The organism is Streptomyces sp. NPDC045470 (assembly GCF_040646595.1).
Taxonomy (GTDB): Bacteria; Actinomycetota; Actinomycetes; order Streptomycetales; family Streptomycetaceae; genus Streptomyces.
This window is the reverse complement of the sequence record NZ_JBEZAN010000015.1, coordinates 194,232-214,701: the sequence shown is the minus strand read 5'-3', so window position 1 is coordinate 214,701 and position 20,470 is coordinate 194,232. Positions and strand designations below refer to the sequence as shown.

Annotated in this window: 19 protein-coding genes and 1 pseudogene; 10 read left to right on the top strand and 10 right to left on the bottom strand. The window is 73.0% G+C overall.

Translation table 11 applies throughout. The annotated features are described in order from the left end of the window. The 4 genes and pseudogenes from AB0A97_RS31870 to AB0A97_RS31855 all read left to right on the top strand — a co-directional run. Positions 1-95 (top strand): annotated as a pseudogene (locus AB0A97_RS31870) (GntR family transcriptional regulator); the annotation flags it as partial. A gap of 188 nt (positions 96-283) precedes the next feature. Beyond that, positions 284-1,510: a PP2C family protein-serine/threonine phosphatase gene (locus tag AB0A97_RS31865; protein WP_361156366.1), complete on the top strand. Its 1,227-nt coding sequence runs from the start codon at positions 284-286 to the stop codon at positions 1,508-1,510. Between the two features lie 130 nt (positions 1,511-1,640). Continuing rightward, on the top strand, positions 1,641-2,978 hold the full coding sequence (locus AB0A97_RS31860) for a transcriptional regulator (protein ID WP_361156363.1): 1,338 nt from the start codon (positions 1,641-1,643) through the stop codon (positions 2,976-2,978). A 49-nt stretch (positions 2,979-3,027) separates the two neighbouring features. Further along, positions 3,028-3,558 carry an NUDIX domain-containing protein gene (locus AB0A97_RS31855; protein WP_361156361.1) on the top strand — a complete coding sequence of 177 codons (531 nt, stop codon included), beginning with the start codon at positions 3,028-3,030 and terminating at the stop codon, positions 3,556-3,558. 42 nt (positions 3,559-3,600) lie between these two features. Here AB0A97_RS31855 and AB0A97_RS31850 read toward each other — a convergent pair whose 3' ends face one another. Both AB0A97_RS31850 and AB0A97_RS31845 read right to left on the bottom strand, forming a co-directional pair. Continuing rightward, positions 3,601-3,858: a hypothetical protein gene (locus tag AB0A97_RS31850; RefSeq protein WP_361156358.1), complete on the bottom strand. Its 258-nt coding sequence runs from the start codon at positions 3,856-3,858 to the stop codon at positions 3,601-3,603. A 527-nt stretch (positions 3,859-4,385) separates the two neighbouring features. Further along, a complete protein-coding gene (locus AB0A97_RS31845) occupies positions 4,386-5,243 on the bottom strand; it encodes a 3-hydroxybutyryl-CoA dehydrogenase (protein WP_361156355.1) in 858 nt (285 codons plus the stop codon). A gap of 179 nt (positions 5,244-5,422) precedes the next feature. On the opposite strand from AB0A97_RS31845, the gene AB0A97_RS31840 reads away from it, so the two are divergent. Next, positions 5,423-6,736 carry a family 10 glycosylhydrolase gene (locus AB0A97_RS31840; protein ID WP_361156353.1) on the top strand — a complete coding sequence of 438 codons (1,314 nt, stop codon included), beginning with the start codon at positions 5,423-5,425 and terminating at the stop codon, positions 6,734-6,736. Positions 6,737-6,751: 15 nt separating this feature from the next. Here the strand turns inward: AB0A97_RS31840 and AB0A97_RS31835 are convergent, their stop codons facing one another. Beyond that, positions 6,752-6,955 carry a DUF1918 domain-containing protein gene (locus tag AB0A97_RS31835; protein ID WP_361156351.1) on the bottom strand — a complete coding sequence of 68 codons (204 nt, stop codon included), beginning with the start codon at positions 6,953-6,955 and terminating at the stop codon, positions 6,752-6,754. A 136-nt stretch (positions 6,956-7,091) separates the two neighbouring features. Beyond that, the gene (locus AB0A97_RS31830) at positions 7,092-8,129 is read right to left on the bottom strand and encodes a DMT family transporter (RefSeq protein ID WP_361156348.1); all 1,038 of its coding nucleotides are present in this window, start codon (positions 8,127-8,129) and stop codon (positions 7,092-7,094) included. Between AB0A97_RS31830 and AB0A97_RS31825 the strand changes: the two genes are divergently transcribed. Both AB0A97_RS31825 and AB0A97_RS31820 read left to right on the top strand, forming a co-directional pair. Beyond that, on the top strand, positions 8,128-9,597 hold the full coding sequence (locus AB0A97_RS31825; protein WP_361156346.1) for a PLP-dependent aminotransferase family protein: 1,470 nt from the start codon (positions 8,128-8,130) through the stop codon (positions 9,595-9,597). The genes AB0A97_RS31830 and AB0A97_RS31825 overlap by 2 nt on opposite strands. An 83-nt stretch (positions 9,598-9,680) precedes the next feature. Then, positions 9,681-10,181 (top strand): GNAT family N-acetyltransferase, encoded by a 501-nt coding sequence (locus AB0A97_RS31820; RefSeq protein ID WP_361156343.1) that lies wholly within the window; start codon positions 9,681-9,683, stop codon positions 10,179-10,181. Positions 10,182-10,198: 17 nt separating this feature from the next. Here the strand turns inward: AB0A97_RS31820 and AB0A97_RS31815 are convergent, their stop codons facing one another. The 5 genes from AB0A97_RS31815 to AB0A97_RS31795 all read right to left on the bottom strand — a co-directional run bounded on the left by AB0A97_RS31815 (position 10,199) and on the right by AB0A97_RS31795 (position 16,364). Then, positions 10,199-11,578 (bottom strand): alpha-glucosidase/alpha-galactosidase, encoded by a 1,380-nt coding sequence (locus AB0A97_RS31815; RefSeq protein WP_361156339.1) that lies wholly within the window; start codon positions 11,576-11,578, stop codon positions 10,199-10,201. Beyond that, on the bottom strand, positions 11,575-12,564 hold the full coding sequence (locus AB0A97_RS31810; protein ID WP_361156336.1) for a carbohydrate kinase family protein: 990 nt from the start codon (positions 12,562-12,564) through the stop codon (positions 11,575-11,577). The genes AB0A97_RS31815 and AB0A97_RS31810 overlap by 4 nt, the downstream gene beginning before the upstream one ends. A 139-nt stretch (positions 12,565-12,703) precedes the next feature. Continuing rightward, on the bottom strand, positions 12,704-13,513 hold the full coding sequence (locus AB0A97_RS31805) for a carbohydrate ABC transporter permease (RefSeq protein ID WP_361156391.1): 810 nt from the start codon (positions 13,511-13,513) through the stop codon (positions 12,704-12,706). A 98-nt stretch (positions 13,514-13,611) separates the two neighbouring features. Then, positions 13,612-14,592 carry a sugar ABC transporter permease gene (locus tag AB0A97_RS31800; RefSeq protein ID WP_361156333.1) on the bottom strand — a complete coding sequence of 327 codons (981 nt, stop codon included), beginning with the start codon at positions 14,590-14,592 and terminating at the stop codon, positions 13,612-13,614. Between the two features lie 347 nt (positions 14,593-14,939). Next, positions 14,940-16,364: an ABC transporter substrate-binding protein gene (locus AB0A97_RS31795; protein ID WP_361156330.1), complete on the bottom strand. Its 1,425-nt coding sequence runs from the start codon at positions 16,362-16,364 to the stop codon at positions 14,940-14,942. A 443-nt stretch (positions 16,365-16,807) separates the two neighbouring features. Here AB0A97_RS31795 and AB0A97_RS31790 point away from each other — a divergent pair, with 443 nt between their 5' ends. Further along, positions 16,808-17,338 carry a GNAT family N-acetyltransferase gene (locus AB0A97_RS31790; protein WP_361156328.1) on the top strand — a complete coding sequence of 177 codons (531 nt, stop codon included), beginning with the start codon at positions 16,808-16,810 and terminating at the stop codon, positions 17,336-17,338. 150 nt (positions 17,339-17,488) lie between these two features. Here AB0A97_RS31790 and AB0A97_RS31785 read toward each other — a convergent pair whose 3' ends face one another. Continuing rightward, positions 17,489-18,340 carry an inositol monophosphatase family protein gene (locus tag AB0A97_RS31785; protein ID WP_361156325.1) on the bottom strand — a complete coding sequence of 284 codons (852 nt, stop codon included), beginning with the start codon at positions 18,338-18,340 and terminating at the stop codon, positions 17,489-17,491. 335 nt (positions 18,341-18,675) lie between these two features. Between AB0A97_RS31785 and AB0A97_RS31780 the strand changes: the two genes are divergently transcribed. After that, on the top strand, positions 18,676-19,593 hold the full coding sequence (locus tag AB0A97_RS31780; protein ID WP_361156323.1) for an Lrp/AsnC family transcriptional regulator: 918 nt from the start codon (positions 18,676-18,678) through the stop codon (positions 19,591-19,593). Positions 19,594-19,809: 216 nt separating this feature from the next. Beyond that, complete coding sequence (locus AB0A97_RS31775; RefSeq protein WP_361156320.1) at positions 19,810-20,280, top strand: VOC family protein; 471 nt, start codon at positions 19,810-19,812, stop codon at positions 20,278-20,280. Positions 20,281-20,470: the final 190 nt, after the last annotated feature.

Below are 20,470 nucleotides of genomic sequence, written 5' to 3'. Positions count from 1 at the left end.
GGGAGTTGGCGGAGCGGCTGCACATCAGCCGGGTGACGCTGCGCGAGGTGCTCAAGGTGCTCCAGGACGAGGGGCTGGTGGAGAGCCGGCGCGGCGAGGTTCGTCGCCGGGCCCGGTGCGTTGTGCCGACCTTCATCCGATCGGGTGAGATCAGAGCGCAAAGTATCCGTTTGAGCACATGCGGTCGCAAGAATCGTCAGCGGACGATGCGGCTTGCTCAGACAGAGGGTCTGCCGCGGGACCGGGCCGACCGCCTCGATGGTTGCTGGGGGGAAGCATCGGCATGATCCGATCCTGGGCGCGGCGGAGCGCCGCGCGGCCGCGGGCCGCGCGGGCCCGGCGGGCCTTCGTCCTCGTGCTGCCCGGTCTGTGGGTGCTCGGCGTGGTGGTCTGGGAGCTGTGCACCCCCGCCGAAGGCCAGTTCCTGCAACTCCTCGCCGCGGCCCCCGCCATAGCCTGCGCCGGCACCGGCCGACGCCAGTGCGTCGTGCTCGGCGGCCTGTGCGCCCTGCTCGCGCTGTCGCCCCTCGGGACGGTGTCCTCCGGGGCGCACCCCCTCACCCGCGTCGGCACGTGCTGCGCCGTCCTCGTGGTCGTCGCCGCCAGCTATCTGACGGCGGGCCGGCGCCTGCGCCTGCTGCGGGAGCTGGAGCGTACGAAGGAGGTGGCCACCGCGGCGCAGCGGGTGCTGCTGCCCCCGCCGCCCGCACGGGTCGACGGCATCGTGGTCGCCGCCGACCACCTGGCGGCGGACGAGGCGGCGACGGTCGGCGGCGACCTGTACGACGTCGTGGCGACCCGGCACGGCGTACGGGTCGTCATCGGCGACGTGCGCGGCCACGGCCTCGGCGCCATGGGCACGGTCGCCGCGGTGCTCGGCAGTTTCCGGGAGGCGGTCCACGACGAGCCGGAGCTGGGCCGGGTGCTCCGCCGACTGGAGCGGGCGCTGCACCGGCATCTGCGGGAGCGGGCCCGTACGGAGCACCCGTCGGCCGGGGGCGGGGAGCCGGAGAACCCGCTGTCCGAGGAGTTCGTGACGCTGCTGCTGGTGGAGATCGCCCGGGACGGCGCCGTACGGACCCTCAACTGCGGGCACCCCTGGCCGTACCGCCTCAGCCGCAGCGGTGCGCTGCCCGACGCGCCCGGCGAGCCGATGCCGCCGCTCGGCCTCTTCCCGCTGCCCGCCGAACTGCCGGTGATCGACTGCCCGCCGCTGCTGCCCGGTCAGGCGATCTTCCTGCACACCGACGGGGCGACGGACGCGCGGGACGCCGACGGCACGTTCTTCCCGCTGTCGCGGGCGCTCGACGAGAGCGTCCGGTCGGTCAGGGACTGCCGCGCCTCCGCGGTCGTGGAAGGCGTACGGGCCGCGCTGCTGCGCCATTGCGGCGGGCGGCTCTCGGACGACGTGGCGCTGCTGGTGCTGTGCAACGACCGCCTGCGGGTACCCGCAGGGGCGGACCCGGCGGCCCTGGCACGCGGGCGCGTCCGGGCGGGCCGGGCGGAGTGAAGCAGGGCGCGATCGGTTCACACCCCGTGTGAAGCCCACCTCATTAGGCTGATCTCAAGGGTTGTTGAGTCGACAAGTCTACGAGCGGTCGCCCGGCCGGGGGGTGGGGCGACCCCGTCAGGAGGGCACCATGGAGCCCAACAGCCTGCTCGACGCGATTCTCGACGAGGCAGGCATATCGCACGCCGGGCTGGCGCTGCACGTCAACCAGCTCGGCCGGCAGCGCGGACTCGCGCTGCGCTACGAACACACGGCCGTGGCCCGGTGGCTGAAGGGGCAGCGGCCGCGGGGCCAGGTACCCGACCTCATCTGCGAGGTCCTCAGCGAACGGCTGCACCGGGCCGTAGGGCTCGACGACATCGGACTGAGCCGGCCGGGCGTGCGCCGCGTCCCGGACACGCCGCTCTCCGGATTCGTGGAACGGGCCACCGCGCTGTGGCGTTCCGACGAGCAGCAGCGCCCCCATGTGCTGTCCGCCCCCGCCCTCACCGGTACCTCGGCGGTCATCCCCGTCTGGGAGTGGGAGAACCCGCCCGAGGACTCCGACGTGTCCCGGACCGGCCTGACCAGGGTCTCCATGGCGGACATCGAAATGCTCCGCGCGGCGCGTACGCACTACGAGCAGATGTACCGGAAGGCGGGTGGTATCGCGACGAGAACGCGGATCGTGGGATTCCTCAACACCGAGGCGGCGCCGCTGCTGCGGGGCAGCTACACCGATGCGACGGGCCGTCAGCTCCACCGGGCCACCGGCGGGCTGGTGGCCGTCGCGGGAATCTGTGCGTACGACTCGGATGCCCTCGGGCTGGCCCAGCGCTATTTCCATCAGGCGCTGCGGCTGGCCAAGGCGAGCGGGGACCGGGGACTCGGCGCGTACGTCATCGCGCTGCTGGTCAACCAGTCCCTGTTCGTACGGGAGTACCGTCAGGCGGTCGCCTTCGCCGAGGCGGCCCTGCGGGCGGCGGGGCCGCAGATCACCCCGGCACTCGCGGCGGACCTCTACGCGATGCAGGCCAAGGCGTACGCGCGCCTGGGGGACGGCGCGAGCGCGCTCTCCTGCATCCGGCGGGCGGAGGCGGCGGCCGAGCGCATACGCCCTGGTCAGGAACCCGACGAAACGGATTACGTCCAGCCGGGCCTGGTGAACGTCCAAGTGGCGGAGGCGCTGCTGAGCCTGGGGGACCTGCGGGCCGCCCGGGCCCACGCGGACGCCGCCGTCGACACCCCCGCGCACGACCGGGGCCGGGTCCACCGGCTGGCCATGCTCACCCATATCGAGCTGCGCCAAGGGGACGCGGACCAGGCTGTGGCCAACGCCGCGCAGATGACCGAACAGGCGCGGGGAATGGAGTCGCAGCGGTTACGGGACCGGCTGCGGGCGGTGCGCGAGCACCTGGCCGAAACCGGAGGTTCCGCCACCGACCGAGCTGCCGATCTGATCGACGAGGCGCTGCGCGTTCCACTGTGAGGCCGGCCCGTGTCACCTTGCCTGCTCAACGGCGGAAGGTGGCACATACGTGCGATGGAAGAATCTCAGTGAGCAGACCGTGTACGAGAACCGCTGGTTCCGGGTCAACCTCGCCGATGTCGAACTCCCCGACGGCCGTCACCTGGATCACTTCCTGATCCGGTTGCGGCCCGTCGCCGTGGCCACAGTGGTCAACGAGGCCAACGAGGTGCTGCTGCTGTGGCGGCACCGCTTCATCACCGACACCTGGGGATGGGAACTCGCCGCAGGCGTGGTCGAGGACGGCGAGGACATCGCCGCCGCGGCCGCCCGGGAGATGGAGGAGGAGACCGGGTGGCGCCCCGGCCCCCTCGAACACCTCCTCTCCGTGGAGCCGTCCAACGGCCTCACGGACGCCCGGCACCACATCTTCTGGTCCGACCGGGGCGCGTACGTGGGCCATCCCGAGGACGACTTCGAGTCCGACAAACGGGAATGGGTCCCCCTGAAACTGGTACCCGACATGATCGCGCGAGGGGAGGTGCCGGCCGCCAACATGGCGGCCGCTCTGCTGCTGCTGCATCACATCCGGCTGGGGTGACCCGGGCCGCGGCGCCCGAGGTGCGCCGCCGGCCCGCCGGCCTCAGCGCCCCATCGCCTGCCATACGGCGATCGCCAGCGCCGCGAGCCCCGTGAGTGCGGCGATGGAGGGCAGCGGCCAGCGGCCGTGCTCCAACCGCGTGACGCGGGCCTGTATGTCGCCCGCGTCACGCTCGTTCTGTTCGGAGCGCTGCGCGAGCAGCGCCAGTTGGCCGTCGACACGTGCCGTCCGCACATCGAGGCAGCGTCTCAACTCCGCCATGTCGGTGGCAACCAGGTCGGGTTCGGGGTGGGCGGTCACGGTCCGCTCCTCTTTCCTCTCTCGGGCGGGACTTCGTTGTCCATACGCGCACCAGTCAACTGCCTCGGCACGTACGGGGGAACGTGTGCGGGACGAATATGCGGGTCTGCCGCGCACACCCCGTGTGAAGTCACCCGTCGTGACGGCCGCCGGGGGAGTGCCCGCTTCACACGGGGTGCGAACCCCGCACCCGAAGAGGCCGCCTTCACACGCTCCCGGTCACGGCCCGAAAGGCCGACGCTGGTTTCAACGGGGGCCGCTGCCGGTGGACGGGCGCCCATCGGCCGGTTGTCCGCCCGCCGTCTTTCCCCCGAGCGGCGGGCGGACCACGACGGGGGGCGCCACTCAGGGGGTCTGGGACGGCGGGCGGCAAGGACGGTCGCGGGCTTCGCACCGGCGACGCGGAAAAAGGGCGGGACCGGGGCACCGGTCCCGCCCTTACTCCTGCGTGCGGGGTGCGCCGTGGCGCACGAGATCACGAGCCGCGTACGCGTCGCCCACGAGCTGCGTACGGGGTCAGTACGGGATCAGTACGAGTAGAACCCCGACCCGGTCTTGCGGCCGAGGCGGCCCGCGTCGACCATGCGTGCCAGCAGCGGGGGAGCGGCGTAGAGGGCTTCCTTGTACTCCTCGTACATCGAGGTGGCGACCGAGGCGACCGTGTCCAGGCCGATCAGGTCGGAGAGCTTGAGCGGGCCCATCGGGTGGGCGCAGCCCATCTCCATGCCGTTGTCGATGTCCTCGCGGCTGGCGATGCCGGACTCGAACATCCGGATCGCCGAGAGCAGGTACGGGATCAGCAGCGCGTTGACGACGAAGCCGGACCGGTCCTGGGCGCGGATCGCGTGCTTGCCCAGCACGTCGTGGACCAGCGCCTCCGACCGCTTGATCGTCTCCTCGCCGGTGGTGAGCGCGGGGATCAGCTCGACCAGCTTCTGCACCGGTGCCGGGTTGAAGAAGTGGATGCCGATGACCTGGTCGGGGCGGGAGGTGGCGACGGCCAGCTTCACCAGCGGGATGGAGGAGGTGTTGGAGGCCAAGATCGCGTCCGGGCGGGTGACGACCTGGTCGAGGACCTGGAAGATCTCCGTCTTGACCTGCTCGTTCTCCACGACCGCCTCGATGACGAGGTCGCGGTCGGCGAACTCACCGAGGTCGGTGGTGAAGCTGAGCCGGTCGAGCGTCGCGTCGCGCTCCGCGGTGGTGATCTTGCCGCGCTCGGCTGCCTTGCCGAGGGAGTTGGTCAGCCGCGTACGGCCCAGCTCCAGCGCCTCGCCGGTGGTCTCAGCGACCATCACGTCCAGGCCGGAGCGGGCGCACACCTCGGCGATACCGGCGCCCATCTGGCCGCAGCCCACCACTCCGACGCGTTCGATGTCGGTCACATCGTGCCTTTCGCTGATCTCGGGGTCCGGCGGGGCGCGCGGGACCGGCCGTACCTGCGGCAGGGACCCCGGCGTCCGCCTCGGCCCCGACGTTACTCCGCGGAATGCTGTGCGGCGGGGGCAGGGGCGGGCATTCTGTTGTCCTGAGACGGACGTTCCGGACACTTTGGGGGCGTGGCATGAGACGGATCACACGAAGAGCGTTCGCGGTCGCGGCTCTCTCTGCGGCCGCCGCGGCACCGGCGCCGGGGAGCGCGGCGGCCCGCGGCCGTGGTGCGCACGGTGGCCGGCCGGAGTTCCGCGGCATGTGGCTGGCCACGGTCGCCAACCGGGACTGGCCCTCCAGGGCGGGCCTGCCCGCCGCCTCGCAGCAGGCCGAACTGCGCGCATATCTGGACGCGGCGGTGGCACGCCGCCTCAACACGGTGGTCTTCCAGGTGCGGCCGACGGCGGACGCGCTGTGGCCGTCCCCGTACGAGCCCTGGTCGGAGTACCTGACCGGCGTCCAGGGCCGTGACCCCGGCTGGGACCCGCTCGGCTTCGCCGTCCGCGAGGCCCACCGGCGCGGCCTGGAACTGCACGCCTGGTTCAACCCGTACCGCATCGCCAACCACACCGACCCGTCGCGGCTGGTGCCCACCCACCCGGCGCGGCTGCGTCCGGACTGGGCCGTGCCGTACGGCGGCAAGCTGTACTACAACCCGGGTCTGCCCGAGGTCCGCGCCTTCGTGCAGGACGCGATCCTGGACGCGGTGGAGCGCTACGACATCGACGGCGTCCACTTCGACGATTACTTCTACCCCTACCCGGTGGCGGGCCAGACCTTCGACGACGACGCCGCGTACGAGGAGTACGGCGGGGACTTCGCGACCCGGGCGGACTGGCGGCGCGACAACATCGACCTGCTGGTGCGTGAGACCGCGGAGCGGGTGCGGGCCGCGCGGTCGCCGGGCGGCGGCCGGTGGCCCGGCCGGGGCGGTGGCCGGTGGCGCAGGCCGCGCCGTACGCACCACCGGCCCGTACGCTTCGGTATCAGCCCCTTCGCCATATGGCGCAACCAGGCCACCGACCCGGCCGGTTCGGACACCCGCGCCGGCGTGCAGACCTACGACGACCTCTACGCCGACACCCGCAAGTGGGTACGCGAGGAGTGGATCGACTACATCGTGCCGCAGGTGTACTGGAACATCGGCTTCCCCGCCGCCGACTACGCCAAGCTCCTGCCCTGGTGGTCGGAGACGGTCACCGGCACCCGCGTCCAGCTGTGCGTCGGCGAGGCGCTGTACAAGGCGGGCGCGCCGGGCCAGCCGCCCGCCTGGCAGGACCCCGCCGAGCTCTCCCGCCACCTCACCCTGGCCCGCGGCCACCCGCAGGTGCGCGGCCACATCTTCTTCTCCGCGAAAGAGGTGGCCGAGGACCGCACCGGCGCGATGGCGCGGGTCGTCGCCGACCATTACCACGGGCCGGTGCGGCCCCCGCGCCCCGCGTCGTGAGACGGCGGCCGGGCCCTACTCCTGGGCGTCGGCCGTCGGGAAGTGCCGTACGACGGTGTCCGGGCCGGGCGACATCAGCGTCTCGTGGCCGTCCTCGAACCGCACCCGGTACGGCGGGGTGCCGTCCACCCCCAGGACTTCGATGATCTCGGCGGTCCGGTCGTGCTGCCCCACGATCCTGCCGTGCACCAGCAGCCGGTCTCCCACACTCGCTCTCATCGGCTACGGCCTCCTCGTCAGTCGGTCGGAGGGTGACTGTTGCGTGGCCGTCAGTCTACGGCCGGGCTCCGCCGATGCACCCGCGGAACGCGCCACCCGCGCGGGTCCGGTACGGACTTTTGCCGCCCCCGGCCGCTCAGGCGGCCGAGCGCTGGGTGACGGCGATGCACAGGAGGACGGCGACGGCGGCGACCGGAGCGGCCAGCGGTAGCTGCTCGCCGAGCAGCAGCACCGACCAGACCAGCGTCAGCAGCGGCTGGGCGAGCTGGAGCTGACTGGCCTTGGACACGCCGATGGCCGCCATGCCGCGGTACCAGACCACCAGGCCGAGGAACTGCGAGCCGAGGGCCAGCCACAGCAGGCCGGCCACCGCGTGCGCCGTCAGGTGCGGCGGTTCGGCGAGCAGCGCCAGAGCGGCGCCGGGCACGGTGACCGGCAGGGCCAGCAGCAGGGCCCAGCCGATCACCTGCCAGCCGGGCAGATGGCGGGCGAGCCGGCCGCCCTCGGTGTAGCCCGCCGCGCACACCAGGAGCGCCGCGAAGAGGTGGAGGTCGCCGGTGCTCGGCGCGCCGCCGCTCTGCTGGACGGCGAAGCCGATGACGACGACCGCGCCGGCCAGCGCCGCGGCCCAGAAGGTGCGCGACGGGCGGGCGCCGGTCCGTACGGCCGAGAACGCGGCGGTGGTCAGCGGCAGCAGGCCGACGACGACCGCGGCGTGCGAGGTGGTGGAGGTCTCCAGCGCGAGGGTCGTCAGCAGCGGAAAGCCGAGGACGACACCGGCCGCCACGACGGCCAGGCCCGCCCAGTGGCGGCGCTCGGGCAACCGGACGCGGAGGACGACCAGGCAGCACCCGGCGACGGCGGCGGCGAGCACGCTGCGCAGGGTCACCACCGTCCAGGCGCCCATGCCCTCCAGGGCCCACGCGGTGGCCGGGAAGGTGAGGGAGAAGGCGGCGACACCGAGGGCGGCGAGCAGGGTGCCGCGGGCGGCGACGCGGGGCGCGCAGGCGTGCACCACGGGGGCCGGGCGCGGGGCCGTGCCGGCCGGGGCGGTGGGTCCGGCGGTCGGGCCGACGGCCTGGGCGGCGGCCGGGTGGACGGCTGCGGCGGGCCCGGTGCCCGGAGCGTTGACCGCTATCGTGCTGCTCGGAGTAGCGCTATCGTGATCTCTCATGCACGAGCGTAGCAGCGTCGCTGAACTGGCCGCCATTCTCCGGAACGGCCTCAACCGCTACTCTCCGGGTGAGAAGCTGCCATCGAGCCGCGCCCTGGTGGAACGGCACCGGGTCAGCCCGGTGACGGTCTCCCGCGCCCTGGCCGAGCTGGCGGCCGAAGGGCTGGTGACCACCCGCCCCGGCGCCGGCGCCTTCCGCGCCGAGGCCCGGCCGCAGGCCCGCCCGGTGGACACCTCCTGGCAGGAGATCGCGCTGAGCGCGGAGGCCGCCGACGACCACGCGCCACGCGGCGTGGACGCCTCCGGCGTGCTGGCCACCCTGGCCGCGCCCGCACCCGGCGTCATCGAGCTGAACGGCGGCTATCTGCACCCCGGCCTCCAGCCGGAACGCGCGCTCGCCGCCGCGCTCGCCCGGGCCGGGCGCCGCCCCGGAGCCTGGGGCCGGCCGCCCATGGAAGGCGTCACCGAACTGCGGGCCTGGTTCGCGCGCGAGATCGGCGGCCCCGGCGGCACGCTCGCCGACTCGGACGTACTGGTGACGGCGGGCGGGCAGAGCGCGCTGACCGCGGCGCTGCGCGCGCTCGCCCCGCCCGGCGCGCCGGTGCTCGTCGAGTCGCCGACGTACCCGGGCATGCTGGCCGCCGCCCGCGCGTCCGGGCTGCGGCCCGTCCCCGTACCGATGGACGCGGACGGGGTACGGACCGACCTGCTGGCCGAGGCGTTCCGCGCCAGCGGGGCCCGGCTCTTCGTCTGCCAGCCGCTGTTCCAGAACCCGACCGGGACGGTACTGGCCGCCGGGCGGCGGACCGAGGTGCTGCGGATCGCCCGCGCGGCCGGCGCGTTCGTGGTCGAGGACGACTTCGCGCGCCGCCTCGTCCACGAGGACGCGCCGCCGCTGCCGCCCACGCTGATCGCCGACGACCCGGACGGCACGGTCGTCCACGTCTGCTCGCTGACCAAGGCCACCTCGCCGAGCCTGCGGGTGGGCGCGCTCGCCGCGCACGGGCCGGTCCTCGACCGGCTGCGGGCCATCCAGGTCGTGGACAGCTTCTTCGTGCCCAGGCCGCTCCAGGAGGCGGCCCTGGAACTGGTGGGATCCCCGGCCTGGAGCCGCCATCTGCGCGTCATCTCCGGGCAGTTGGCGGTGCGGCGGGACGCGCTGGCCACCGCGCTCCACCGGCATTTCGGCGGTACGGAGCCGTCCGGGGCAGGACCGGGGGTGCAGGTCGTGCCGCCCGGCGGCTACCACTTCTGGCTGCGCCTGCCCGACGGTACGGACGAGGCGGCGCTCGCCGGCGCTGCACTGCGCGCGGGCGTCGCGGTCGCGCCCGGCCGCCCGTACTTCGCCGCCGAGCCCCCGGCCCCGCACCTGCGCCTGACGTTCGCCTCGGCGGCCGGTACGGCCGAACTGGCGGAAGGGGCGAGGCGGTTGCGGGCGGCGTACGAGGAAGTGCCGAGGGGCGGGTGAGCCTACGGGGCACGGGAGGGGCCGAGCGCAGGGCGACGGGTAATACGTTCGACTCCGGACGGCTCCTCTGCGAGCCTCCGTCCATGAACGACAGCATCCCCGGCGCTCCGGGCGAGCGCGCCCCCGCGGCCGTGTCCGACGGCATTCCGGCCGGTTACGAGGTCTCCACCGACGCCGACCGGCTGGACCTGGCCCTGATCCACCACTGGCTCTCCACCGACGCGTACTGGGCGCTCGGCCGCCCCCGCGAGCGCCAGGACCGCGCGGTGGCGGGGTCGCTCAACTTCGGCCTCTACGAGAACGGGGCGGCGGACGGCGGTTCCGGCCGGGGACGGCAGGTCGGCTACGCCCGTGTCGTCACCGACCGCACCACCTTCGCCTGGCTCTGCGACGTCTACATCGCCCCCGCCGCCCGCGGCAAGGGCCTCGGCACCGCCCTCGTCACCCACATCCGCGATCACCTGGCACCGTACGGCCTGCGCCGCATCCTGCTGGCGACGGGCGACGCCCACGACGTCTACGCGCGGGTGGGCTTCGAGCCGCTGTCCGAGCCGGGCAAGTGGATGGCGCTCGGCCTTCAGTAGCGGCGCCGGGCCCCGGCTCAGTGCCCCAGCACCTCCCGCAGCTCCGGCTGGAGCAGGTCGGCGTGCGCGCGCACGAGGTCGTCGCACAGGTCCCAGATGCGCTCGACGGGCAGCGCGGCCGCGGTGGCCGGGTCGGCCATCGCCGCGTGCCGGATGTGGCGCGGGTCGCCGTCCACCGCGGCCCGTACGACCAGCTCGTTGGCGCTGACGTAGGCCCGGTTCAGGGCCGCGCACTGCGGGGGCAGGGCGCCGACCCGGGTGGGCTGGACGCCCAGCGAGTCCACCAGGCACGGCACCTCCACCACGGCGGCGCCGGGCAGGTTGTCGATCAGGCCGTGGTTGGGGACGTTGCCGTAGACCGTGCGTGGGGTGCCGGAGACGATGCTGTGGATGATCTGCGGAGCGTACTCCATCGTGCCCTCCACCGGCAGCGGTGATCCGACGGCGAGCGCGTCCCGGGTCCGCTCGTACTCCGCGGCGTTCTCCTTGATGATGTCCAGGTACGTGCCGATCGGCAGCCGCAGCCGCTCCACCTCGCTGTCGTGGTGGAGGTACCAGGGCACGTACTCGGAGGAGTGCTCGCTGGTCTCGGTCGGGTAGTGGCCGAGCCTGCGGTACATGTCCACGCGTACCCGGCGCAGCAGTTGCGGGTCCTTGGCGATCACGTCGTCGAGCAGCGGGTACAGGTTCTCCCCGTTCCGTTCCAGACGCAGCACCCACGCCTGGTGGTTGACGCCCGCGGCCAGGTAGGAGACCTCCTCGTACGGGACACCCAGCAGCTCCGCGAGGTCGTGCACGGTCCAGTACACCGAGTGGCACAGGCCGACGACGCGGCGCAGCGGCGTGGCCTGCGCCAGGTACATCACGTTCATCGCCATCGGGTTGGTGTAGTTCAGCAGCCACGCGTCCGGGCAGAGTTCGGCGATGTCGTCGGCGAGGGCGCGCAGCAGCGGGAAGGTCCGCAGCGCGCGGAAGATGCCGCCGACGCCGAGGGTGTCGCCGATGGTCTGGCGCACCCCGTGGCGGGCGGGGATGCGGAAGTCCAGACGGGTGGCCTCGTCCATGCCGACCTGGACGGTGTTGATGACGAAGTCCGCGCCGTCGAGTGCCGCCCGGCGGTCGAGGTGGGCGGTGACGACCGGCTCGGCGCCGCGGGTGGCGGCGATGTGGCGGGCCGCGCCCTCGGCGGTGGCGAGGCGTTCCTGGTCGATGTCGTGCAGGGCGACGTGCGCGCGCCGCAGTTCGGGGAAGGCGAACAGGTCGGCGAGGAGGCCCTGGGTGAACACGACGCTGCCGGCGCCGATGAAGGCGATCTTTATGGTGCCGCGGTCGGTGCGGCCGGTGTGGCCGGTGCGGCCGGTCGGTCCGGTCTCGCCGGTCGGGGCGGTGCTGGTCATGTGTGGCTCCCTGGTCGGGTGGTGAGGGCGGCGGCACGGGCCTCGTCCCAGGTGGGCTGGGCCGCCGTACCGCCGTGGGCGCGGGTGGACAGGGCGCCGCAGGCCGCGGCGAAGGAGAGCGCCGTGGGCAGGTCCATGCCGTGCAGGACCGCGGCGACGAAACCGGCGTCGAAGCTGTCCCCGGCGCCGACGCTGTCCACCGGGTCGGTGGGGACGGCGGCCGTACGGGTCAGCGTGGCGCCGTCGTGGGTGAGCGCGCCGGCCGCGCCGTCCTTGACGACGACCAGCGGACCGAGGCGGGCGAGGGCGGCGGCAGCGGCGGCCGGGCCGGTTTCGGGTCCGTCGCCTTCGGGCGGCCCGGGAGCCAGTGCCGCGGCCAGCGCCCGCGCCTCCGCAGCGTTCGGCAGCAGGACGTCGGTGGACTTCAGTACGGGGCCGAGGAGTTCCGGGTCCCAGCGCTGCGCGGGGTCGTCGTTGGTGTCGAGCGAGGTGGCGGCGCCGTGTCCGCGGGCCCGCGCGAAGATGTCGCCGAGCGACCGGGCCAGGCGCGGCATCAGGAAGAACGATCCGGCGTGCACGTGCCGGCAGTCGGCCAGCAGCCGGTCCGGCACGTCCCGCGCCCCGGTGGCCGCCAGGCAGCCGGGAGCGGTGAGGATGGCGCGGTCGTCGCCCCGGGCGAGGACGGTGGTGAGCGGGGTGGGCCGTTCCGGGTCGGTGACCAGCGCCGTGACGTCGACGCCGCGCTCGGCCAGTGCCGTACGGACGAAGGCGCCCGCGGCGTCGTCACCGACCCGCCCGGCGAACGCCACGCGCAGCCCCAGCCGCGCCGCTCCGCAGGCCGTGATCGCGGCCGAACCACCCATCAGCAGGCGTCCCGAGGCGACGAGTTGCTCGCGCTGCCCGTACTCCAGGGTGCGGGGGACGGGACCGACCACCACGTCGGGGTTGGCGTCGCCGATCACCAGGAGGTCGAAGGAGCGGGGCACGGGTACCTCCGGGGCGGGGGCGGGGACAGGGACGGGGGCTCGATGAGGAGATCGGGACGGGTGGGGGCCGGGCGAGATCGGTACGGGTGAGGGCCGGGCGAGGGATCGGGTGAGGGCTCGTCACGGTCGGGCGACGCGGCTACCCCTTCAACCCGCTCGACGTCAGCGACTGGATGAAGGTCTTCTGCGCGAAGAGGAACGCCACCAGCACCGGCAGCACCGTGATCACATTGCCCGCCATGATCGCCGACCACCGGTTGTGGTGCTGTCCCTGGAAGGTCGTCAGCCCCAACTGGAGCGTGTACTGGGTGTCGTGGTTGATCGCGATGAGTGGCCAGGTCAGGTCGTTCCAGGTGGTCAGGAAGGTCAGTACGGCGACGGTGGCCAGCGCGGGGCGGGCCAGCGGCAGCACGACGGAGTACAGCACCCGCAGCCGCGAGCACCCGTCGATCCAGGCCGCCTCCTCCAGCTCCCTGGGCAGCGCCAGGAAGAACTGCCGGAAGAGGAAGACCGCGAACGGCGTGACCAGGGACGGCACGATCAGCGCCCCCAGCGTGTCGATCAGTCCCAGGTTCTTCATCACCAGGAACGTCGGGATCATGGTGAGCTGGAACGGGATGACCATGGTCGCCAGCATCAGCCCCAGCAGCAGCCGCGACCCGGTGAACCGCATCCGGGCGAAGGCGTAGCCGCCCAGCGAGCCGAGCACCAGGTTGGAGAGGACCGCGGTGACCGCGACGATCGAGGAGTTGGCGAACCACCGCGGGAACATCGCGTTGCCCAGCACGTAGTCGTACCCGCCGAGATCGATGCCGGACGGCCACAACGAGGGCGGGAAGCGATTGATCTCCGCGTTGGTCATCACCGAACTGAGCGCCAGCCACACCAGCGGCAGCGCGAAGCCCAGCGACAGCGGGGCGAGCACCAGGTGCCAGGCGCTGAAGGGCAGACGCCCGCGCCGGGCCGGGCGTCGCGGCGTGGCGGTCCCGCTCGGGCCGGCGGTCCTGTGCGGGTGCGCGTCACCGGGCGGCACGGCCGCGGGCGCGCTCAACGGACCGCTCCGTCCGGCGCGGCACCCGGCCGGCGCCGCCGGTACAGGCGCAGGGCGGTGCCCACGACGAGCAGCGCGACCGCGAGGACGTATGCGGCGGCGGCCCCGTATCCGGCGGTGAACATCTGGAACGCCTGCTCCCATACGAAGTAGACGATGACGGTGGTCGACCCGAGCGGGCCGCCCTTCGTGGTGACGTAGATCAGGTCGAACACCTGGAGGGCGGTGATCAGTTGCCACAGCAGCAGGAAGACGGTCACCGGCGTCAGCGAGGGCAGCTTGATGTGCCACAGCACCCGCAGCCGGCCCGCGCCGTCCAGCCGCGCCGACTCGATCAGTTCCGGCGGCACGTCCTGGAGCGCGGCCAGGTAGACGACGACACAGAAGCCGACCCCGCTCCACAGCGAGATGAGCACCAGCAGGTAGAGCGCCTGCCCGGGGTCGGAGAGGAAGCCCTGTGGGGACACGCCCAGGTGGTGCAGCAGGGAGTTGGCCACCCCGAACTGCGGGTCGAGGATGAAGAAGAACAGCACGCCCTGCGCCGCGGCCGAGATCACGAACGGGATGAAGATCAACGTCCGGTAGAGGCCGATCAGCCGGATGCGGCGGTTGAGCGCCAGCGCGAGCACCAGCCCGCCGAGCAGGCTCAGCGGCACGTACAGACCCGCGTAGACGAGGGTGTTCTCCACCGCCGTACGGAAGCCCGGGTCCCGCACCAGCGCGTGGTAGTTGTCCAGGCCCACCCAGCGCCCCGGCGTGACCAGGTCGTCCGCCCGGAAGGAGAGCAACAGCGACCAGACGACGGGGACGATGCTCAGCCCGAGGATGATCAGGACGGACGGGCCGACGAAGGCCCAGGCGGTGGCGTTCTCCCGGCGGACACGGCCGGCGAGGGTGCGGGGGCGGCGGGGGGTGAGGGCGGACGGGTGCCGGTTTCCGGGGCGGTGGCGGCCGGGGGGCTCGTGGTGGGGGTTCAAGGTGAGGGGGCGGGGGGTGCGGGGAGGGCGGGGTGTGGTGCGGCGGGCTGGACGTCCTGTTCCCGTGCGCTCCGGTCCCGTGCTCCCTGCTCCCGTACGCTCCGATTCCGTACGGCCGGATTCTGTGCGCCCTGTTCCCTTACGGTCCGGTCCCGTGCGCCCCGGTCTCGTACGCTCTGGTCCTGTACGTCGATTTTCCGTGCGCTCCGGTTCCGTACGGTCCGGTCCTGCGCGCCCCGTTTCCGTGTGCTCCGGTCCCGTGCGGTCGTCCGCGTGCGGACTCGGTGGCATGGCCCCCTCTTCCGTCCGGCCGTGTCCGGCCGCCGCCTCCCGGGCGTCGTCCGGTGTCATCGCGGGATCAGCAGGGCCGCGTCGGCCTTTTCGGCGCAGGTCCGCAGCGCCTCGGCGGGCGAGCTGCGGCCCAGCAGTACGGCCACGATCGCCTCACCGACAGCCTGCGAGATCTGCGGGTACGCCGGGTGGACCGGCCGGACCCGCGCGGTGTCGAGCGCGGCGGTGAACACCGGCAGCCCGGTGGTCCGCGCCGAGTGCCGCCGCCATTCCGGGCGCGCGGCCGTCGCCTTGCTCAGCGGCAGGCTGCCGCCGCCCAGCGCCCACCGCACGTCCTGCGCCGGATCGCCCAGCCAGCGCAGGAACTCGACCGCCGCCCGCGACCGTTCCGGTCCGTTGTCGAAGACGGTCCAGGTGTCCGGGCCGGCGATCGTGCAGGGCCGGCCGCTGTACGTCGGCGGCGGCACCACGTCGTAGTCGACCTTGCCCTCGACGATGTCCGGCAGTTCCCACGGGCCGGTGGCCATCATCCCCATCCGTCCGCCGATGAAGACCTGGTGCATCTGCTCGCTGCCCGGCTTGGGGTCGACGTAGACGCTCTTGTCGGCGGCGAGCCGCGCCAGGGTGCTCAGCGCCCGCTCCCCGACGTCCTTGAAGCCGATGCTGTGCCCGTCCTGGGCGATGACCTCGCCGCCGAGGTCCCACACCAGCGGCCACAGCCGCCACACGGTGTCCTCGTCGCCGGTACCGGGCCAGCTCGTACCGAACGTGCCGCGGCGCGGGTCGGTCAGCAGGCGTGCCGTACGGACGAACTCGTCCCAGGTCCAGCCCGCCTTGGGGTAGGGCACCCCGGCCTGCCGGAACAGCTTCCTGTTGTAGACGTAGCACAGGGAGTCCAGCACGGCGGGCGCCGCCCGCACCCGCCCGTTGAGCGCGACGGCGTCGCGGACCGAACTCCAGAACTGCGGCCAGTACGCGGTGCCGCGCAGCGTGTCGGTGAGATCGACGACGCGGGGGCTGCGGGCCACCCGGGCGAGGTCGGCCCCGAAGATGTACGCGATGTCCGGGTACGATCCCGCGGCCAGTGCCGCCGTCACCTTCTGGAGCATGGCGTCGGCCACGACCCCGCCGCCTCCGGCGTCGACGCGGATGCGCGACTGCCTGCGGTTGAAGTCGTCCACGAGCGCCTGGACGGCCTTGCGGCCGGTGTCGGCCTGGCCGTGCCACAACTCGACGACGATCCGGCCGTCGGCGCCCACGCTCCTGGCCGCCGAGGAACCGCAGGCACCGAGGAGAGTCCCCCCGGCGGCGCCGGCCGCCAGCGCGGCCCCGGCGCGCAGGAGTTGGCGGCGGGGCGATCCGCCGGGCTGATGTCGGAGCGGTCCGCCGGGCTGTTGCCGGGGTGGTCCGCCGGGCTGTGGTGCGCCGCCGTCGTGCCGTAAGTCTGCCGAGCCCGTGTCCCCGCCGGTTGCGTCGCGCATCACCGGCCACCCCCTCGAAGAACCGGTCCAAGGTTCCGCAGAACCGTTCGCGCCCGCCCTCGGGCCCCCAAACCGGACGGCCGGGAGCCCTCAAGAGCTAACCAGCAGGCAGCGATCAGTGCAATGGTGCTGCGGCGAGGCAATGGTGCTGTGGCGACGGATGGGAAAGCCGCCCTCCGCCCGTACGCAGCCCGCACGCCCGGGCCAGCGCCGTCGCGAGGCCGGCGCGTCTTCTAACGCGATCGTGGTCCCGCTGGTGGCGGTCGGTGTAAGGCGAAGCCGCCCGGAGCGTCCGCGGCTCCGCCCGCCACGGCTGCGGCGCCCCCCGGATCGTTCATGTACTGATCATGGCATCCGCGCAACTGCCGCCCCACTTCTTCAGGTTGTTCCCCCGGCCGCGGGCCTCCCGCTCCGTACCAGGGGCGACCGCTAACCTGCCAGGCATGAATCAGGCGAACGGTGATGTCACCCCGCACGACGTCCGGCCCGACGGCATAGACGGCTTTGACAACCACGACGACCATGACGGCTACGAGGTCAGGCCCGGCGTCCCGACTGCCGACACGTACCGGCAACTGCGCCGGTCGACCGGCCTCGGCGACAAGTCGGCCGAGGGCGCGGCGATCGGCCTCCCGAACACCTGGTACGGCGTCACCGTGCACGCGTCACCGGAGTCCGCGGACGGCGGTGCGACGAACGGCGCAGGCCCCGTCGGCATGGGCCGGATCATCGGCGACGGCGGCTGCTTCTTCCAGATCGTCGACATCTGTGTGCTGCCGCAGCACCAGGGTCACGGCTTGGGCAAACGCATCATGGCCGCCCTCACCGCCGAACTGGAGCGCCGCGCACCGGCGGGCGCCTACGTCTCCCTGATCGCCGACGGCGACGCCCGCCACCTCTACGCCCAGTTCGGCTTCACCGAGACCGCACCCGCCTCGGTCGGCATGGCGTTCATGCCCCGCCCGGCCGACTGAGCACGGCCCCTGCCGCGACGACGGCCGGCCGAGGTCACGGCCGAGACGGTGCAGACGGGACCGCCGGTGCAGACCGGACCGGTCGGCGGCGTAGACCGGACCGACCGAGGGGCGGGCAGGACGGACCGGCGGGGCGGGCAGGCCGGCGGGTCAGGCAGGGCTCAGGGTGAGGGACGGGTTCAGCAGCTCCAGCAGGGGGCCGTGCAGCCCACGGGGCGCGACGAGGAAACCGGGTGCTCCGGCCTGCCACGGCCGCCCCGCCGTGTCGGAGACGACGGCTCCCGCCTCGCGGGCCACCAGGGCGCCGGGCAGCAGATTGGCGTCGTCCCGGCCGTACTCCCAGAAGGCGTCCAACCGCCCCGCCGCCGTGTCGGCGATCTGCCACGAGGTGGGGCCCAGGTTCCGTACGGCTCCCACGGCGGGCAGCACCGCGGCGAGCGACCGGCCGGCTGCCGCCACGGCCGAGGGCTGCCCCGCGGCGAAGGGCGGGTGACTGGTCCCCACGAGGGCCGCTTCCAGCCGGGTCCGGGCCGACGGGGTGATCGTCTCGCCGTTGCGGGTGGCGCCGTGCCCGGCCGCGGCGAGATACGTCTCGCCGAGCAGCGGCGCGTGCAGCGCCGCGGCCACCGGCTCACCGGCCCGCACCAACGCGAGGCTGACACAGAAGTACGGCAGATCCTGCATGAACTGCACCGCGCCGTCGATCACGTCCACCATCCACACGTCCCCGTCCGCAGGCAGCCCGGGAGCCGGGGCGGCGTCCGGAGTGGCGCCTGGGCTCCGGTCGTCGTGCAGTTCCTCGGCCCAGGGAACACCGGGCAGCAGTGCGTCCAAATGCCGGCGCACGACGGCAACGGCCGGGGCTTCCAAGGCCAGGTAGGCGGCGGCCAGTTCCTCCATGGTGTCGGTGGGCGTGGTGGCGCGGCGCGGGGTGGCGAGCAGGAGCGCACCGACTTCGTGGGCGGCAGCAGCCATCGGGGCGAGCAGGGATGCATACGTCATGAGCTTCTCCACGGGAACGGCAGACCCTTCCCCGACGCCAAGGACAGCGGTCCTCGTCCGACGCCGGGAGCGGTTGATGCCGTCGATCCTGCGCTACGAGGGCCATAAACAGACCCTGCGTACGAAAACATTGAGCGAAACTGTCACTCATGCCCCGCAAAACGAGCACTCCCGCAAACAGCCCCACCTCTTCAGCCGCCCCCGCACCCTCACCTACCCCCACACCCGCCCCCTCGCCCACTCCGTCACCAGCCCCCTCATCCGCTCCCTCGGCTGTCTCCTCATCCATCCCGTCTCCCGTCCTCGGACTCCGTGACCAGCGCCTGATCGCCGCGTTGCAGTGCGACGGGCGGCTGAGCGCGGAGCGGGCCGCCGAGGTGCTGGGGGAGAACCCCCGTACCGTGCACCGCCGCTGGCAGGCGCTGATCGGCGACGGCACGGTCAAGGTGATCGCCCAGCCCGTGCGCCCCGACTCGGTCGGTGCGCTGCTGCTGCGCATCAAGGTGCTCAAGGGCAAGCTGGACGCCCTCACCGCCGCCCTGGCCGCCCGCCCGGACATCCCCTTCATCGACCTGTCCGCCTCGGGCGACGAGATCTCCGCGGTCTCGTTCACCGAACCGGGATCCCGTGACCACCTGGTGTTCCGGCAGTTGCCGGCCACACCGGCGGTGGCGTCCGTGTCCGTGGCCACCGTGCTGCACGTGTTCTCCGAGGCGTCCGACTGGCGCCACGACGTCCTGACCGCCGCGGAACGCGCCGCCCTGACCCCGGTGCGCACCCCCTCCGCATCCGTACCGCCAGCCGTTTCCGAACCCGGAACCGGGCTCGATCCCGTCGATGCCGACATCCTGGCCGCCTTGAGCGACGACGCCCGCACTCCGGCGGCGGCGATCGCCGTCCGGACCGGGCACCCCGCCTCCACCGTCCGGCGCCGCCTCGCCCGCCTGATGGCCGACGGCCGGCTCAGCACGCAAGTGGCCGTGGACCCCAGGCGCCTGGGCCTGTTCATCGACGCCAATGTGATGATGCAGGTGCCCCCGGATCACCTGGACGCCGTGGGCCGCACTCTGGCCCGGCACCCCGCCGTCCACGGTGCGTTCGCCACCAGCGGCGCCGCGAACCTGCACGCCGCCGTCTGGGTGCCGGACCTGGCCGCCCTGTACCGGCTGATCACCGAAGACCTGACGGGCCTGGGCATCGCCGGTGTCGAGACCGTCATCGTCGGCCAGGCGGTCAAACGCCCCGGCAGATGAGCCGGAAAGCCTCCGAGCGGCGGCGATCGGACCGTTAGGCACAGCTTCGGCAGCGAACGGCAGCGAACGGTCCAGGACGGTACAGGGCGCTCCGAAAGGTCACTCGACGAAACCCGGGACGCCGCTTACCATCGGCGGCGACGGCATCGCGTGTCGGTCACCGACCGGGTGAGGCATGGAGGTGCCCGTGAGTTTGCCTTACGGAGGCATTCCACAGTGTCAGTGCAGTTGAACCACATCATCATTCACTCCCGGGACAACCGGGAGTCCGCCACCTTCCTGGCGGACATCCTCGGGCTCGAAATCGGTACGGAATGGGGCCCGTTCCTTCCGGTGGACACCGCGAACGGCGTCACGTTGGACTTCGCCACGGTCCCGGCGGAGTCGATCGTCATGCAGCACTACGCGTTCCTCATCGGAGAAGCCGAGTTCGACAGCGCCTTCGCCAAGATCCAGCAGGCCGGCCTCACCTACTACGCCGACCCGCACGGGAAGCAGCCGGGCGAGATCAACCACAACGACGGCGGACGCGGGGTCTACTTCTTCGACCCGGCGGGCCACGCGATGGAGATCATCACCCGCCCGTACGGAGGCGGCGCCCCGGTAGAGACGTCGGGCGACCCGAAAGAGGTGTCGGCCGGTGCGGTGGAGGCGTCGGGCGGCTCCGAAGTGACCTCGTCCGCCTGAGCGCTCCGGCCGCTGCCCTGCCGGGAGGGCAGAGCTTCCGGCACCTGAGTCCGTGACGGGGGCGGGGGCCCCCCACCGCCCCCCCGGGGGGCCCCCCCCCCCCCCCCCCGCGAAGACCCACTAACACCACACCATTCCCCCGACCCAACAGGGGGTGGTCCCCACGCACGGGTCACCCAGCCCAGACCCA